The organism is Rugosimonospora africana, assembly GCF_016862975.1.
Lineage (GTDB): Bacteria > Actinomycetota > Actinomycetes > Mycobacteriales > Micromonosporaceae > Rugosimonospora > Rugosimonospora africana.
This window is the reverse complement of the sequence record NZ_BONZ01000038.1, coordinates 202,109-216,601: the sequence shown is the minus strand read 5'-3', so window position 1 is coordinate 216,601 and position 14,493 is coordinate 202,109. Positions and strand designations below refer to the sequence as shown.

Genomic DNA, 14,493 nt, shown 5'->3' with positions numbered 1-14,493 from the left:
GCCAGCGGAAACGGATCCGCGTCCGGGGAATCGTCCCGCCGCCGCGTAGGGACCGACCGGTCTGGCTCGGCGCGTCTGGAGCGGGGCTTCTGACACCACGCGGGCTACCGAGACCGCTCGTGACCTGCGGGTGCGATGCGGATCACGCCCGCAGGGTTTGGCGCTGCCCCCACCCGCGCGGATTGTTGTATGAGGCAAGTAGTTGGTGAGTACAAGCAAGTGGGGGAGAACGTCCGGTGGCCGACCGTGCGCAAGTCATCGCAGAACCGGGCTCGGCCGCGTCGCCGCCGGGTGCGCCGCCGAACCGGACACACGTCACCGACGACGCCGGTGTGGCCATTGTGGCCGATTCGGTGGTAGACCTCCTGCGGACGGTCCGCCGGGCCAAGGCCCAGCTGCTGGCCGCGACCGGCAACGAGGTCGAGTCGGTGACGCAGATTCTGCTGCGTACCGTGGCCGCGGAGGGCCCCATGCGGGCCAGCGCGCTAGCCGCCAGCGTGCATTCGGACCTGTCGACGGTCAGCCGCCAGACGACCGCGCTGGTGGCCGACGGCCTGCTGGAGCGCCGCGCCGACCCGGTCGACGGGCGCGCCAGCCTCCTGGCGGTCACCGAGGCGGGCCAGGCGGTCATCGCCGAGCACGCGCAGGCCAGGGCGGCGTTCTTCGCTCAGGTGCTGGCCGGCTGGGACCCGCGGGAACTGGGCGAGTTCGCCCGCCTGCTGCAGAGATTCACCACCGCCTACGACCAGACCCACACCGCTTGGATGGGCGGGCCTGCCCCGCGCCATTCGCCCCGCAGCACCGATCCGGAAGGCACCACTGTATGACGACCGTCGCACACCACCCGACCGGCACACACTCCGACGGTGCGCTCACGCACCGCCAGATCCTGACAATCCTGTCCGGCCTGGTGATGGGCATGTTCCTCGCCGCCCTGGATCAGACGATCGTGTCCACCGCGATCAAGACGATCGGCAACGACCTGCACGACCTGTCGGCTCAGGCTTGGGTGACGACCGCGTTCCTGATCACCTCGACGATCGCCGCGCCGCTGTTCGGCAAGCTGTCGGACATCTACGGCCGCAAGCGGCTGTTCATGGTCGCCATCGTCATCTTCGTGGCCGGCTCCGCGCTGTGCGGCCTGGCCAACTCGATGTACGAACTGGCGGGCTTCCGCGCATTCCAGGGCATCGGCGCCGGCGGCATCATGCCGTTGGCACTCGCGATCATCGGCGACATCATCCCGCCCCGCCAGCGCGCCCGCTACCAGGGCTACATGATGGCCGTGTTCGCCAGCGCCTCGGTGCTCGGCCCGGTCCTGGGCGGCCTGTTCTCGGGTACGGACAGCTTCCTCGGCGCGGCTGGGTGGCGGTGGATCTTCTACATCAACGTTCCGATCGCCGCGGTCGCTCTCGTCGTGATCGCCCGGGTGCTGCGCATCGACCACGTACGCCGTGAGCGTCGCGTCGACTGGTACGGCTCGGCCACCCTGGCCATCGGCCTGGTACCGCTGCTGCTCATCGCCGAGCAGGGCGAGGCATGGGGCTGGGCGTCGGCCCGGGCGTTCGCCTGCTATCTGGTCGGCGCCGCCGGGCTGGTCGCGTTCATCTGGATCCAGCGGCGGATGGGCGACGACGCGCTGCTGCCGCTGCGGCTGTTCCGCAGCAGCACCTTCTCCGTGGCCTCGGCCCAGGTCGCTGTCATCGGTATGGCCATGTTCGGTGGGCTCTCGGTGATCCCGCTGTACCTGCAGATCGTCAAGGGCGCTTCGCCGACCAAGTCCGGTCTGCTGGTGCTGCCGCTGGTCGCCGGCATGATGACCGCCTCGCTGGGGGCTGGCCGCCTGATCGCCCGTACCGGCCGGTACAAGATCTTCCCGGTGGTCGGTTCGGTTCTCATGCTCATCGGTATGGCCCTGATGACCCGGGTGGGTGCCGACACGGTTCTGTGGCAGACGGACATCTACATGGTCGTCTTCGGGGTCGGTCTCGGCCTGAACATGCAGAGCCTCGTGCTGGCCATGCAGAACTCGGTACCGGCGAAGGACATGGGCGTCGCCTCGGCGGCCTCCACGTTCTTCCGGTCGGTCGGCGGCACGCTCGGTACCGCGATTTTCCTGTCCATCCTGTTCTCGGCGGCCGGTACCAGGATCGGTCAGAACTACACCACCGCGGCGCACGATCCCGCCTTCCGGGCCGCCGCCGCGGCGCACCCCGACCAGGTCGCGTCCCTGCAGCAGCACCTCAGCGGCGGACTGAACGACACCTCGTTCCTGACCGGACTGGCCAAGCCTCTGAGCCACCCGTTCTTCGCGGGCTTCTCCGCCGCCGGCGACGTGGTGTTCGGCGTGGTGGCGCTGCTGCTGATCGCCGCGGTCATCCTGTCGGCCAGCCTCAAGGAGGTTCCGCTGCGGATGATGTCCGGCAACCAGGCGCGTGCCCAGGCTGAGGCCGCCGTCGGGGAGGCGGAGCAGACCCAGCGTCCGGTCGACGCCGCCGCGCTGCACGGGTAACGCCGGACCGCGATGCCACGGACGGCGATGCCCCGGTGATGCCCGCGCTGTCGGGTACCACCGGGGCGTCGCGGTGTTCCCGGAGCACGGCGCGATCCCTCGCTCGCGCGGTCTAATCCGTGCGGGTGGGTTTGGTGCCCACGGCGGCGGCGATCGCCTGGTCGTCGCCTTCGCCGGCCAGGGCGTCGGCGAAGAAGTCGTGCTCGCCCGCCAACTGCCGGTGGTAATAGGCGCGGATGCGCTGGATGCGCTTGAGGTGCAGCGAGTTCTCCCTCAGGTTCTGCACCAGCCGACCGAAGGTGAACAGGCCCGTGATCACCAGGGTCGGCAGCACCGAGCCGAGGTACGGCTTGATCAGATCGGCGCCGCGTGAGACGAAGCCCAGCCCGATCAGCGCGGCGGACAGCAGCGTCAGGAACACCGTCGCCCGCCCGACGGATTCCGTGACCGTGGCGCTGCGGGCGGTCTCGAGTGCGAAGTGCTCGGTCGTCAGGGCGGTGAGCAGCGCCCGCTCGCGCGCTTCCTCCTCCATGCCGCCGCTCCCTCCGGTGCAGCCCGCCCCTCAAATTGTGCAGGACGAGGCTCTCCGTTTGGGGTGTTATGTCCGACAAAGCGCCGATCAACGCTTCGCGCTGGGGAACCGGCGAAGACCCGGTCAGCGGGGGAGGTGGGAGACGGACAACAGCGGTCTCTGCAGCGGTACGGTCTGCCAGCGAGCGTCGAACTTCTCCGTCGCCGGGTCCAGGATCACGTGTAACCGGTGGGGGGTCTCGAGGAACACGATGTCCACGTGCAGCCGGCCGTCTGCCCAGCCGTGTGCGGTGGCTACCGATCCGGTCGTGCACCAGGCATGCGGCTCGCCCAGCCGGGCGGTCAGGTGCCCGCCGCCGTCGGTGAGGACGAGGTCGTCCGCGCGGACCCGCACGGTACGCAGGGTGGAGAGCTGATTGTCCGGGCCGGGCAGGAACGTCGTCGGGACGAGTACCCCGGCCGGCCCCGTGTCGGTCGGCAGCGGCAGGCTCGGTGAGGACGGCGACCACCCACCGCCGCGGCCGGCGGTCAACGCGGGCAGCAGCTGGGTCCACATCGCCTCGAGCAGAGCCGGCATGTCGGGACTCTGCGAGGTGATCGCGACGACCGCGTCGGCCTCCGGCAGGATCACCATCAACTGGCCGAACGCGCCGTCACCACGGTAACCGTGCCGGCTGCGCCAGAACTGAAATCCGTAGCCCTGATCCCAGTCGATGTCCGGTTGGTCCGTGCGGATGTGGGAGCGGGTCGCCTCCGCCACCCACTCGGCGGGCAGCAGGCGGCGGCCGTTCCATTCACCGTGTCGCAGGTAGAGCTGGCCCAGCTTGGCAATGGCCTCGGTCGGTGCGTGCAACCCGGTGAAACCCAACTCGCGACCCAGAAAGTCGGTGTGCCACTCGACCCGGTCGATGCCCAGCGGCGTGAACAGCCGCGGTCGCAGGAATCCGGTCAGCGATTCGCCGCTGACCTTCCGGATGATCGCGGACAGGGCGTACGTACACGGCTGGTTGTACGCGAAGACCGTGCCCGGCTCCCGGTCCGGCGGGATGAGGAGGAAGCCGCGCAGCAGGTCACCGTTGCCGACCCTCATCGCCTGGTCGACCGTGTCGTTCTCGTGCCCGCTGGCCATCGCGGCCACGTGCCGGACGCGGATCGAACGGGAGCGTGGGTCAGCGACGGCGTCCTCGTACTCCGGGAAGTAGGACAGCACGGTGGCGTCCAGGTCCACCAGGCCCTCGGCCACGGCGAACCCCAGCGCGGTCGAGGTGAAGCTCTTGCTCAGCGAGTACAGCAGCTGCGGCGTCTCCGGCGTGTAGGGACGCCACCACTGTTCCGCCACGACGTGGCCGTGGCGCACGACCATCAGGCTGTGCAACTCCACGCCCTTCATCGGTGCCACCGCCTCGATGAAGGCCCTGATTCCGGCGCCGTCGACGCCCTGATCGGCGGGTGTGCTTCGAGGCAGAGCCGCCTCGCCGATGACGTTGTCCTGACTGGGCATCTCTGAGTTATAGCGCCATCGTCGCGACGGAGGAAGATCGAGAGCGCGGCGGATCGCTGGATTGCCCGGCCGTAAGTCTCCTCTCCAGGGGACCGAGTGCCTGCCTACGCCTTACGCCGGTGGCGAAACGACCACCCCCGGCCGTTCGGCCGCCGGTATTGTGCGACGTATCCGGACGGAGACGGCTTCGGACAGAGGCAGCTCTGGACAGGCATCTCTGGACGGCCAGCCTTGGACAGGCAGCGCTGGACGGCCAGCTTTGGACGGACAGCTTTGGACGGACAGCTTTGGACAGGCACTGCGGCGGCCCGGAGGGGATGAGCGATGTCGGATCCGACGACGATCGACCTGAGGCCGCGCGATCCGCAGCCGCGCGATCCGCAGTCGCAGCCGCGACCGCTGCTGCGAAAGGTCCTCGGCGACGTGCTGCGGCGGACCCGCCGGCAGCAGGGCCGGACCCTGGCCGACGTGGCCGACGCCGCGAACGTCTCCATGCCGTACCTGTCCGAGCTGGAGCGCGGCCGCAAGGAGGCATCCTCCGAGGTGCTGGCCTCGGTGTGCGACGCGCTGCGGATCGAGTTGTCCGACGTACTCGCCGAGGTCCGGCGCGACCTGGTCGACGACCGCGCCCAGCGGGCCGCGGTCGTGCGGCTGGACGCCGTCCGGAGCCGCCGCGCGGCGTTCGGGCAGGGCCGCTCCGGCGCGGTCCTGCCGTCCCGCCCGGGCGGCCCGGGCAACGTCACCTGCCTGCTCGCCGCGTGATCAGCGGGCGCCGACCCACTCGGCCGGGCTGGCCTTGCGACTCGTGATGACGTGGTCGGCCAGGCCGTAGTCGACCGCCTCACGGGCGCTGAATGTCCGGTTCCGGTCGGTGTCGGCCCGGATCTTCGACACCGGGTGGCCGGTGTGCCGGCTGAGGATCTCGTCGATCTCGGCGCGTACCTTGGCCAGTTCCTTCGCCTGGATGGCAAGGTCGGGCAGGGTTCCCTGGGCCTGGCTCGACGGCTGGTGCAGCATCACCTTCGCGTGTCGCAGGATCGAGCGCTTGCCCGGCGTACCGGCGGCGAGCAGCACCGCCGCGGCGGACGACGCCTGCCCGATGCAGAACGTCGCGATGTCCGGCCGGACGTACTGCATCGTGTCGTAGACCGCGGTCAGGGCGCTGAACGAGCCGCCCGGGGAGTTGATGTACAGCCGGATCTGGGACTCCGGGCTGGCCGACTCCAGGTGCAGCAGTTGCGCCATCACGACATTGGCTACGCCGTCGTCGATTTCGGTGCCGAGGAAGACGATGCGCTCGGTAAGCATCTGCGAGTAGATGTCGAACGCCCGCTCGCCGGTCGAGGTCCGTTCCACCACGGTGGGAATCGTGTACTGGGCCATCGTCACAGTCCAATCGCTCGGCGGGTTGCCGCGGGGCGCACGTCCTCCAGGCGCTCCACGATCTGGTCGACCATGCCGTAGTCGCGGGCCTCCTCGGCACTGAACCAGCGGTCGCGCCTGCTGTCGTTCTCCACCGTCTGGGCGGGCTGTCCGGTGTGCGTCGCGATGAGCCCGGTGAGCGTGGCGCTGATCCGCTCCAGCTGTCCGGCGTAGATCTCGACGTCGGCCGCCGTACCGCCGAATCCGGCCGAACCCTGGTGCATCAGGATCTGCGCGTGCGGCAGGCTGTACCGCTTGCCCGGGGTACCCGCGCACAGCAGGAACTGCCCCATGCTCGCGGCCAGCCCCACCGCCAGCGTGCTGACGTCGTTGGGAATCAGCCGCATCGTGTCGTAGATGGCCAGTCCCGCGCTGACCGAGCCGCCGGGGGAGTTGATGTAGAGGCTGATGTCGCCGCGCGGGTCTTCCGCCGACAGCAGCAGCAGTTGCGCGCACAGCCGGTTGGCGACCTGGTCGTCGACTTCGCTGCCGAGCACGATGATGCGCTGGTGCAGCAGCCTCGTGGCCAACTGGTCGTCGAGTGTTCCGGTTCTGACGGGTTCGGCAACGGCCATGACGCACTCCTTCTCTTCCGGCGCCGGAGGGATCCCGGCGTCACGACCGATCATGTGGTCCCTCCGGGCGCCGTACCAAGGCAATCTGCTGGCAGCAGAGTGGCCGACTGGTCTGAGTCGTCGGGCGACGCCAGAGGCGCCGAGCCAGACCAGTCGCTACGCCGGCCGCGGCGCGTCCACCGGAACCGTCGCGGTCCGCTCGGTGACCGCCGGCCGGGTCGCGGTACCCGCCCCGTACGCGACCGCGGCCAGCAACGGGATCAGGCCCGCCAGGGTCCAGGTGAGCCCGACCAGGTCGGTGACCCAGCCGATCACCGCAGGGGCGAGCAGGATCCCGCTGTACGTCATGGTGCTGAACCGCGCGACCATGGCGGCGGCGCCGGCCCCCCGGGTACCGCTGCCGTCCGCGCCGAGGTGACCGACGACTCCGAACAGCACCGGCAGCGGCGTGGCCAGCCCCAGCCCGACCACGGCGAAGCCCACGATGCCCAGCGCCGGCCACGGGCTCGCGACGACGACGGCGAACCCGGCGGCCGCGGTCACCGTACCCACGCGCAGCAGGCAGGCCGCCGAGCCCCGGGTCAGCAGCCGGTCGCCGACCAGGCGGGCGGCCGTCTCGCACCCGGTGAACGCGACATAGCCGAGCCCCGCCAGACCGAGCGACGCCCCGAGGTGGTCGTGCAGGAACACGCCGCTCCAGTTGGCGACCGCCGCCTCACCGGTGAGCACGGTCGCGCCCATCGCGCCGAACAGCACGATCTTCCGGGTCCAGCCGGCCCGCCAGCCGGTACGCGCGTGGGTACCCGCGCCCGGCGAGTCTGCCGCGTGCCGGTCGACCGAGGCCGGCGAATCTGCCGCGTGCCGGTCGACCGTGGCCGGCAGCAGCGCCGGACCGCACAGCAGCCCGACCGGTACGAGCACGGCCGCGAGGATCGTGTAGTGCACCGGCCGTGACATCCCCAGCTGGGCGGCTGCCGACCCGAGCAGCGCGCCGGTCACCGATCCGATGCTCCACGCGGCGTGGCAGCTGTTCATGATGTGCCTGCCCAACTCGCGCTCGACCGCCACCGCGTGCGCGTTCATCGTCACGTCGAGCGTCCCGTGTACGGCGCCGAACACCAGCTGGATAGCCACCAGCGAGCCGAGCCCGGGCGCCAACCCGACGCCGACCAGGGCGATCGGCAGCACCAGCATCGCCACCCGGACGATCCACGCGCTGCCGACCCGGGCCGCCAGCCCGCCGACGGTCTGCATGGCCAGCACCGCCGGGATGCCGAACAGTGCGGTGACCAACCCGAGTTGGCCGGGGGACAGGCCGAGGTCGAGCTTGAGCGAGGGCGTGCGCACCGCGAGGCTAGCGATGATCAGCCCGTTCCCGCCGAAGACCGTGGTGACCGCCCACCGTGCCCGTACGGCCGAGGTCCTTCCCATGCCGGTACCCCCTCTGCTCGGGCGCCCAGGTCGGACGCCGTCCACGAGTACGACGAAGCGCCGGACCCCGATCGACACGCGGGAGGGAAAAAGTTCGGGTGGATTCAGCCGCCGGCAGCGAGGCTAGGATTCGTCGGTGCTTTTCGTGTACCGGTCGCACTATGAAGGGCCGCTGAGCCGGCGGGTGCGGCGGCTGCCGGACCGCGGTGTGCTGGACTGGTTCCGGCGTGGCTGGCACGAACCCGACCCGGACGCGTGGGCCGACCGGGAACTCGGCGGCGACGTGTACGGGCTCTGGTCGGTCTTCGCCGCCGCGCATGAGCACGAGCTTCCGATGCCGGAGACCACGGAGGAACTGCGCGCCCTGCTCGACGAGCACCTGTACGTCGAAGGTGACGCGGCCGAGAACATCCGCTTCGACGGGAGCACTCTGCGGGTGAAGACGGACGACGACGAGGTCGACCTCGCGTACCTGTTCGTCGACGACGCCTCCGCCGCCGCGGCACCGAACCGCTGGGCGTACCCTCTGCACGCGGAGTGGCCGCTGCCGGCCGACGCGACGGACACCGGGCGAGGATTCACCACCGACGGAATCCCGGTCGAGACGGGCGCCCCGGACGCGGGTGGAGTGGGACGCACCTACCTGGTGTTCCTGACGTTCGACAGCGGCGAGTCGTTCCTCAACCCGCTGCCGATGGTGTTTCCGGGCGTGCGACTGCCCGATCTCGCCGCCGTACTGAGGCGGGCGATGCCACGCCCGATGGTCGGCGAGCGCGACGGTTGGCCGTGGGAACTGCGGGTGCTGCGCGCTCTCGTCGCGCCGACCGAGGCGACCATCGACGCCGCTCTGGGGCGGTGCAACCGGTGGCCGGGATTCGACCTCAACGCGCCGTCGTACGAGTTGCCGGACGACTATGCGGCCGCCCACTCCGCCGCTACGGAGGTGCTCGACGCGACGGACGGGTACACCGCCGGCCGCGACCCGGACCGCACGCTCCTTCGGGTCGACGAGCACCTCGCTCAGCTCTGCCTGCACCTGAGTGAGGCGTTTGGATTCCAGCAGTGGTTCGTCTTCGACGACCTGTGGGCGGAGGACCATCCCGAGCTCGCCGAATCGCTGCTGCGCTACGCGGCGCACTGGGACCCGTTGCAGGGGTAGGGTTCGCGAATGCTGTTCGTACCCGTTCGCCGGGAACTCGCCTTCCAGCATGGAGACCATCGACTCGTCGGCGACCTGCACCTGCCGCCCACCGCCTCGTCCGACGCGCCGGTACCCGCCGTCGTCATGGTGGAAGGTTCCGGGCCCTCGTCCGGGGAGTACGCGAGGAACTGGGAGAGCACCGGGGAGCGCATGGCCGCCGCCGGACTGGCCGTCTTCGGGTACGACAAGCCCGGCTGCGGCGAGTCTACCGGCGACTGGACCCGGCTGACCCTGCACGGGCGGGCGCAGGAAACCCTGGCCGCGGTCGCGGCGGTCGCCGGACAGCCCGACATCGACGCCGACCGCATCGCGTTGTTCGGCGGCAGTCAGGGCGGCTGGGTGGCGCCACTGGCCGCCGTCGAATCCGACGCGGTCAAAGCCGTGGTGACCCTCTCCGGTCCCGGGGTCACCGTCGCCGAGTCCGAGGAGTACCAGGTGCGCGCCGAGGGCGAGCACGACGGGTACACCGAGGAGGAGATCTCCACCGCCCTGGCCCTGTTCCACCGGGTGCTCGACCGGCTCCGGGCGGGCGACGATCCGGCCGACGTCCTCGCCGGTGAGGTTCACCTGCTCGGCACCCGGGCGGCCGAGCTGGCCGAGGTCACCAACGTGAAGGACCTGGCGTTCTTCGCCCGGATCGCGGACTACGATCCGGTACCCGCGCTGGAGGCGCTGCGCTGCCCGCTGTTGGCCATCTTCGGCGAGCGGGACGTCCATGTACCGACCCGGGCTAGCGTCGAGGCGTACGAGGCGGCGTTCGCCCGGTCGGGACACCGGCAGCACCAGATCGTGGTGTTCCCGGGCGCCGATCACCGCATCATGCTGCCCGACCCGGCCACCGGTGTTCCGCGCCGGGCACCGGGCCTGTTCGAACTCATCACGTCCTGGCTGGCCCGCACCCTGGCGGCGTGAGTCATGCGGGGACGAGTCAACGGCGTGCTGTTCGACGCGGGCGGGGTCCTGATCGGCCCGGTGGGCGGGCGGTGGAACCCGCGGTACGACTTCGAGGGCATCGTTTCGGCGCACCACCCGGAGGTGCGGGCGGACCGCTTCGCGGAGGCGATCGCCGAGGGCCAGCGGATGCTCGACGCGGGCGTGCCGACCGCGGCGGGTACGACCGCGGCGGGTACGACGACGGTCAACCGCACCGAGTATCACCGGGCGATCCTGCGGGTGCTCGGCATCGACCGGCCGTCGGCGGCGTTGCTGCGTGAACTGGAGGCACCGCCGGCCAAACCAGCCGTCGAGGTCTTCTCCGACGTGCGGCCGGTGCTGGACCGGTTGGTGACGCTCGGAGTGGCCATGTCGGTGGTGTCGGACACCTGGGCCGGGCTGGACGCGGTCCTCCACGAGGCCGGCATCGGGGACTACTTCGCGGGGTTCGTCATGTCCGAGGTGCTGGGCTGCCGCAAGCCGGATCCGCGGATGTACGCGGCCGGCAGCGACCTGCTCGGCCTCGATCCCGGTGAGTGCCTGTTCATCGACGACGACCCGGAACTCGTCGCGGCCTCCGTGCGTCTCGGGTACCGCGGCGTGGTCATGGCACGCGAGGATCAGCCGGAAGGCACTCGGCCGGGCGATTCCGGGTCGGTCGGCGCACTGCCGGTGATCGCCTCACTTCACGAGCTGGTACCCATCGTTGCCGGTACCTTCGGGGTCAGCTCGTCATGAGCGGCGCGTCGTTTCCGTGTCGAGGTTCCGGACGCTCCCGGCGCTGCCATTCGTAACCGACCAGTGCGACGAGAAACGCGGTCTGGAGCCCGATCGCGGCCAGCGCCGGCACGCTGTGCCCGACCGGTAGCAGTACCAGCGACACCGCGATCGCCACGAGCTGTGTCCGGGGCACCGATCGCACGGTGAAGTGCAGGAACAGCGCCCGGCCGGCGAGGTAGAGGGTCACCCCGCCGTACAGCGCGACGACCGACGTCCAGCCGAGCCACGGCTGCCGGTTGTCGCGCGGAATGTCGTGGGCCAGATCCGCGAGGGCCTGTTCGATCCCGAGCGCGGTGTAGATGACCCCGGCGATCAACAGGAAGTGCGCCAGGCTGTACGCGTTGCTCGCCTCCCGGCCGCGCTGGTCCGTCGACACCCTGCCCAACGCCTCGCCGGCCGGGGCCGCGGAGTTCTTGAAGTACAACCACCACAGGCAGACGGCCGTGACGAACCCGAGCAGTGCGGCCAGTAGCACGTACCCGTGGGTGACCGCCGCCCCGGCCCCCGACCCGGCGGAGATCAGCGACTCGCCCAGGGAAATGATCAGCACCAGGCCGTGCCGTTCGGTGAAGTGGCTCGGGCTGCGCAGCCGCCACCCGCTGAACGTCGACGCGAGGAAGCCTCCGCCGAAGTCGATGACGAACGCGGCTGCCCACAACGCGGTCTGGGTGACGGGGCCGTCGCCGACGGCGCCGGCCAGGAGCAGCGCGCAGGCCAGAGCCGCGGTAACCGAGAAGATGCGCAGGGTCACGCGCATCTGCCGGTCGCCGGCGGCGATGTGGAAGTAAAGGGCGATGTCCAGTACCCGCAGCACGACGTACGCGACGGACAGGGTCAGCGGCGGGTCGATGTCCCCGTGGGTGTGCTGGAACGCGTCCGGTATCACCAGCGCGGTGACGAACAGCGCGGCCATCGCGGCGACGGTACCGGCGGGCACCAGGCCGACGTCGGCTCTGGCCTGGTTGCCGAGCCAGGTGTATGTCGTCCAGGCCATCCACAGCAGCAGCAGGAGGATCAGCCCCTGCGCCATGCGGAGGGGCGTGGGCGGATGCCCCATGAACGCGATGATCCGGGTGAGAGCGAAAATGAACACGAGATCGAAGAAGACCTCGAACGAGGTGGCGCGGTGGGTCTCCTCGGTGAGAACGGGCGGAGACCGGAAGATGCGCCACATACGGCTATCTTCTTCGCTCACCCCGCGCCCCGGAGCGGAATCGCGGATCCGTTTCCCGGCCCGCGTCTGCGGGGCACGACCGCTCGGATCGTGCGACCCCGGATCCGCTACGCCGCGAGGGCGGCGTAGCGGCCGTTGTCGTTGACCAGACTGGTGTGCGTGCCGGTCTCCACCACCCGACCGTGGTCCAGCACCGCGATCTGGTCGGCACCCCGGACGGTGGACAGCCGGTGCGCGATGGTGATGGTGGTCCGCCCCTCGGCCAGCGCCTCGAAGGCCCGCTGCACCGCGCGTTCGGTCTGCGTGTCCAGGGCGCTGGTCGCCTCGTCGAGCACCAGGACGCGCGGATCGCGCAGGAGCGTGCGGGCGATCGCGATGCGCTGCTTCTCGCCGCCGGAGAACCGGTGGCCCCGGGACCCGACGACCGTGTCGTACCCGTCGGGCAGGCCCACGATGAGGTCGTGGATCTGCGCCGCCCGGGCCGCGTCCTCGATCTGGTCGTCGGTCGCGTCCGGCTTCACGTACCGCAGGTTCTCCCGCACGGTCGTGTGGAGCAGGTACGTTTCCTGGCTGACCACGCCGACGATCGCGGCAAGGTCGGTCAGCCGCAGGTCGCGGACGTCGATGCCGTCGATGGTGACCCGGCCGGCGGTCGGGTCGTAGAGCCGGGCGACCAGCGCGGCGAGCGTGCTCTTGCCGGAGCCGGTCTCGCCGACCAGGGCCAGCGTGGTGCCGGCCGGCACGTCGAGGGTGACCCTGGACAGCGCGTCCCGGTCGTTGCCGGCGTACCGGAAGGTCACGTCTTCGATCCGCAGGTGTCCGGCGACGGCCGGCGGATCGACGTCGACCGGGTCTGCCGGGTCGTCGATCTCCACCGGCAGGTCGAGGTATTCGAAGATGCGGGCGAACAGGGCGAGCGAGCTGGTCAGCGACACGCCGACACTCAGCAGGCCGGTCAGCGGCCGGAACAGTCCGGACTGCAGCGCGGTGAAAGCGACCAGGGTCCCGATGGTCATCGTGCCGGCGCTGACCGGCAGTCCGGCCGCCAGGTAGATGACGGCGGGGATCGCGGCGAAGATGACGCTCATCGACGCCATCCGCCAGCGTCCGGCCAGTTCCGAGCGCAGTTCCAGGTCGATGAGCCGGGCGGAGGACGCGGTGAACCGCGAGATGAGCGAGCCGCCCGTGCCCATGGTCTTGGACAGCTGTACGCCACTGATCGACAGGCCCTCTTCGATGGTGACGTTGAGGTCGGCGAGTTCGCGTTGGCGGGCCGCGGTGATGGCGCGGCGCATCCGGGCGACCCGTCGGGTCAGGTAGATCGCCGGGGGCAGGACCACGAGCGAGACCAGGGACAGCCGCCAGGACAGCGCGACCATCGCCACGGCGGTGGCGACCGCGGTGGTCAGGTTGGCGGCGATCGAGGTGGCCGTGGAGGTGACCACCGACTCCATGCCGCCGATGTCGTTGGTGATGCGCGACTGGACCTCACCGGTGCGGGTCCGGGTGAAGAACGCGATCGACTGCCGGTGCAGGTGCTGGAAGACCGACGTACGCAGGACGTGCATGACCTGCTGGCCGACCCGGGTCGAGATCCAGGTCTGGACCACGCCGAGCGCCGAGGTGACGGCCGCCACGGCGACCATGCCGATCACCAGCCAGACGAGCAGCCGGAGGTCGCGTCCCGGCAGGGCGCGGTCGATCACGGCACGCAGCAGGAACGGCGAGGCCATCGAGACGAAGGACGAGGCCACGATGATCGAGATGACGATGGCGAGCAGGCCGCGGTACGGCGCGAACAGGCGCCCGATACGGCGCAGGGAGACCGATTTCGCCTGAGCCTTCTCGGCGGCGGTGACGGTGCGACGGGATGAGCGGCCTTCTCCGTGGCCGCGACTGGGGAGATCCGATGCCAAATGAGCCTCCTGATCGGGATATGCTGAGGTTACCTCATTATGAGGTAACAACAAGATCAGGTGCTACCGTATTTCCCGTGAAGCCGCCCCAGGAGGACGAGAGCCTGTCCGAGACGCTCTGGAGCGTCGCCCGCGCGCTACGCCACCAGTCGCGGCTCACCCTGACGCCCTGGGACCTGACTCCGTCCCAGTCCCGTGCGATCGAGTCGGTCCTGCGCCACGGCGCCATGCGCCTGTCCGACCTGGCCCACCATCTGCGCATCGCGCCCCGGTCGGCCACCGAGGTCGTGGACGACCTGTCCGGCCTGGGCCTGGTGGAGCGGCGTGCCGACCCCCGCGATCGGCGGGTGACACTGGTCGCGCTCACCGAGTCGGGCACGACGACCGGGGAGGCGATCCGGGTCGCCCGCCAGGCGGAGGCCGACCGCGTCTTCGGGACACTCAGCGAGCACGACCGCGTCGCCCTCGCCCGCATCCTGCGGGAGCTGCGCTCGGCCATCGACGGGTAGTGCGGCCC

At 70.4% G+C, this 14,493-nt stretch carries 13 protein-coding genes and 1 pseudogene; 7 read left to right on the top strand and 7 right to left on the bottom strand.

From position 1 onward, the window contains the following. Positions 1–236: 236 nt before the first annotated feature. Together Raf01_RS20385 and Raf01_RS20380 are read left to right on the top strand one after the other, a co-directional pair. Positions 237–827: a MarR family winged helix-turn-helix transcriptional regulator gene (locus Raf01_RS20385; RefSeq protein WP_203919532.1), complete on the top strand. Its 591-nt coding sequence runs from the start codon at positions 237–239 to the stop codon at positions 825–827. After that, positions 824–2,512 carry an MDR family MFS transporter gene (locus tag Raf01_RS20380; RefSeq protein WP_203919531.1) on the top strand — a complete coding sequence of 563 codons (1,689 nt, stop codon included), beginning with the start codon at positions 824–826 and terminating at the stop codon, positions 2,510–2,512. Before Raf01_RS20385 ends, Raf01_RS20380 begins: the two co-directional genes overlap by 4 nt. Before the next feature lie 112 nt (positions 2,513–2,624). On the opposite strand, the gene Raf01_RS20375 is transcribed toward Raf01_RS20380, so the two are convergent. Then, a complete protein-coding gene (locus tag Raf01_RS20375; RefSeq protein WP_203919530.1) occupies positions 2,625–3,044 on the bottom strand; it encodes a hypothetical protein in 420 nt (139 codons plus the stop codon). Positions 3,045–3,167: 123 nt separating this feature from the next. Next, positions 3,168–4,544: a serine hydrolase domain-containing protein gene (locus tag Raf01_RS20370; RefSeq protein ID WP_203919529.1), complete on the bottom strand. Its 1,377-nt coding sequence runs from the start codon at positions 4,542–4,544 to the stop codon at positions 3,168–3,170. A gap of 399 nt (positions 4,545–4,943) precedes the next feature. Here Raf01_RS20370 and Raf01_RS49675 point away from each other — a divergent pair. Further along, a pseudogene (locus Raf01_RS49675) lies at positions 4,944–5,254 on the top strand (helix-turn-helix domain-containing protein); the annotation flags it as partial. 52 nt (positions 5,255–5,306) lie between these two features. On the opposite strand, the gene Raf01_RS20360 reads toward Raf01_RS49675, so the two are convergent. From Raf01_RS20360 to Raf01_RS20350, 3 genes are all read right to left on the bottom strand, one after another. Continuing rightward, complete coding sequence (locus Raf01_RS20360) at positions 5,307–5,927, bottom strand: ClpP family protease (protein ID WP_203919527.1); 621 nt, start codon at positions 5,925–5,927, stop codon at positions 5,307–5,309. Between the two features lie 2 nt (positions 5,928–5,929). Further along, positions 5,930–6,595 carry a ClpP family protease gene (locus Raf01_RS20355; protein ID WP_203919526.1) on the bottom strand — a complete coding sequence of 222 codons (666 nt, stop codon included), beginning with the start codon at positions 6,593–6,595 and terminating at the stop codon, positions 5,930–5,932. A 102-nt stretch (positions 6,596–6,697) separates the two neighbouring features. Beyond that, positions 6,698–7,972, bottom strand: coding sequence for an MFS transporter (locus Raf01_RS20350; RefSeq protein WP_203919525.1), 1,275 nt, complete (start codon positions 7,970–7,972; stop codon positions 6,698–6,700). A gap of 136 nt (positions 7,973–8,108) precedes the next feature. Between Raf01_RS20350 and Raf01_RS20345 the strand changes: the two genes are divergently transcribed. Genes Raf01_RS20345 through Raf01_RS20335 form a run of 3 tightly spaced genes read left to right on the top strand, consistent with a single transcriptional unit; the run spans position 8,109 to position 10,844 of the window. Then, positions 8,109–9,131: a hypothetical protein gene (locus tag Raf01_RS20345; protein ID WP_203919524.1), complete on the top strand. Its 1,023-nt coding sequence runs from the start codon at positions 8,109–8,111 to the stop codon at positions 9,129–9,131. A gap of 9 nt (positions 9,132–9,140) precedes the next feature. Then, the gene (locus Raf01_RS20340) at positions 9,141–10,085 is read left to right on the top strand and encodes an alpha/beta hydrolase family protein (protein ID WP_203919523.1); all 945 of its coding nucleotides are present in this window, start codon (positions 9,141–9,143) and stop codon (positions 10,083–10,085) included. Positions 10,086–10,088: 3 nt separating this feature from the next. After that, a complete protein-coding gene (locus Raf01_RS20335) occupies positions 10,089–10,844 on the top strand; it encodes an HAD family hydrolase (RefSeq protein WP_203919522.1) in 756 nt (251 codons plus the stop codon). Here Raf01_RS20335 and Raf01_RS20330 read toward each other — a convergent pair. After that, positions 10,831–12,060 (bottom strand): low temperature requirement protein A, encoded by a 1,230-nt coding sequence (locus Raf01_RS20330; RefSeq protein WP_203919521.1) that lies wholly within the window; start codon positions 12,058–12,060, stop codon positions 10,831–10,833. The genes Raf01_RS20335 and Raf01_RS20330 overlap by 14 nt on opposite strands. Positions 12,061–12,167: 107 nt before the next feature. Beyond that, positions 12,168–13,880, bottom strand: a complete 1,713-nt coding sequence (locus Raf01_RS20325) for an ABC transporter ATP-binding protein (protein ID WP_239133764.1) — start codon at positions 13,878–13,880, stop codon at positions 12,168–12,170. A gap of 173 nt (positions 13,881–14,053) precedes the next feature. On the opposite strand from Raf01_RS20325, the gene Raf01_RS20320 reads away from it, so the two are divergent. Further along, positions 14,054–14,485, top strand: a complete 432-nt coding sequence (locus Raf01_RS20320) for a MarR family winged helix-turn-helix transcriptional regulator (RefSeq protein WP_239133758.1) — start codon at positions 14,054–14,056, stop codon at positions 14,483–14,485. Positions 14,486–14,493 lie beyond the last annotated feature (8 nt).

Bases quoted from the DNA above. Each gene is read 5' to 3' on its own strand.
- Raf01_RS20380 (WP_203919531.1), top strand. From the start codon at position 824: ATGACGACCGTCGCACACCACCCGACCGGCACACACTCCGACGGTGCG.
- Raf01_RS20375 (WP_203919530.1), bottom strand. From the start codon at position 3,044: ATGGAGGAGGAAGCGCGCGAGCGGGCGCTGCTCACCGCCCTGACGACC.
- Raf01_RS20370 (WP_203919529.1), bottom strand. From the start codon at position 4,544: ATGCCCAGTCAGGACAACGTCATCGGCGAGGCGGCTCTGCCTCGAAGC.
- Raf01_RS20360 (WP_203919527.1), bottom strand. From the start codon at position 5,927: ATGGCCCAGTACACGATTCCCACCGTGGTGGAACGGACCTCGACCGGC.
- Raf01_RS20355 (WP_203919526.1), bottom strand. From the start codon at position 6,595: ATGATCGGTCGTGACGCCGGGATCCCTCCGGCGCCGGAAGAGAAGGAG.
- Raf01_RS20350 (WP_203919525.1), bottom strand. From the start codon at position 7,972: ATGGGAAGGACCTCGGCCGTACGGGCACGGTGGGCGGTCACCACGGTC.
- Raf01_RS20340 (WP_203919523.1), top strand. From the start codon at position 9,141: ATGCTGTTCGTACCCGTTCGCCGGGAACTCGCCTTCCAGCATGGAGAC.
- Raf01_RS20335 (WP_203919522.1), top strand. From the start codon at position 10,089: ATGCGGGGACGAGTCAACGGCGTGCTGTTCGACGCGGGCGGGGTCCTG.
- Raf01_RS20330 (WP_203919521.1), bottom strand. From the start codon at position 12,060: ATGTGGCGCATCTTCCGGTCTCCGCCCGTTCTCACCGAGGAGACCCAC.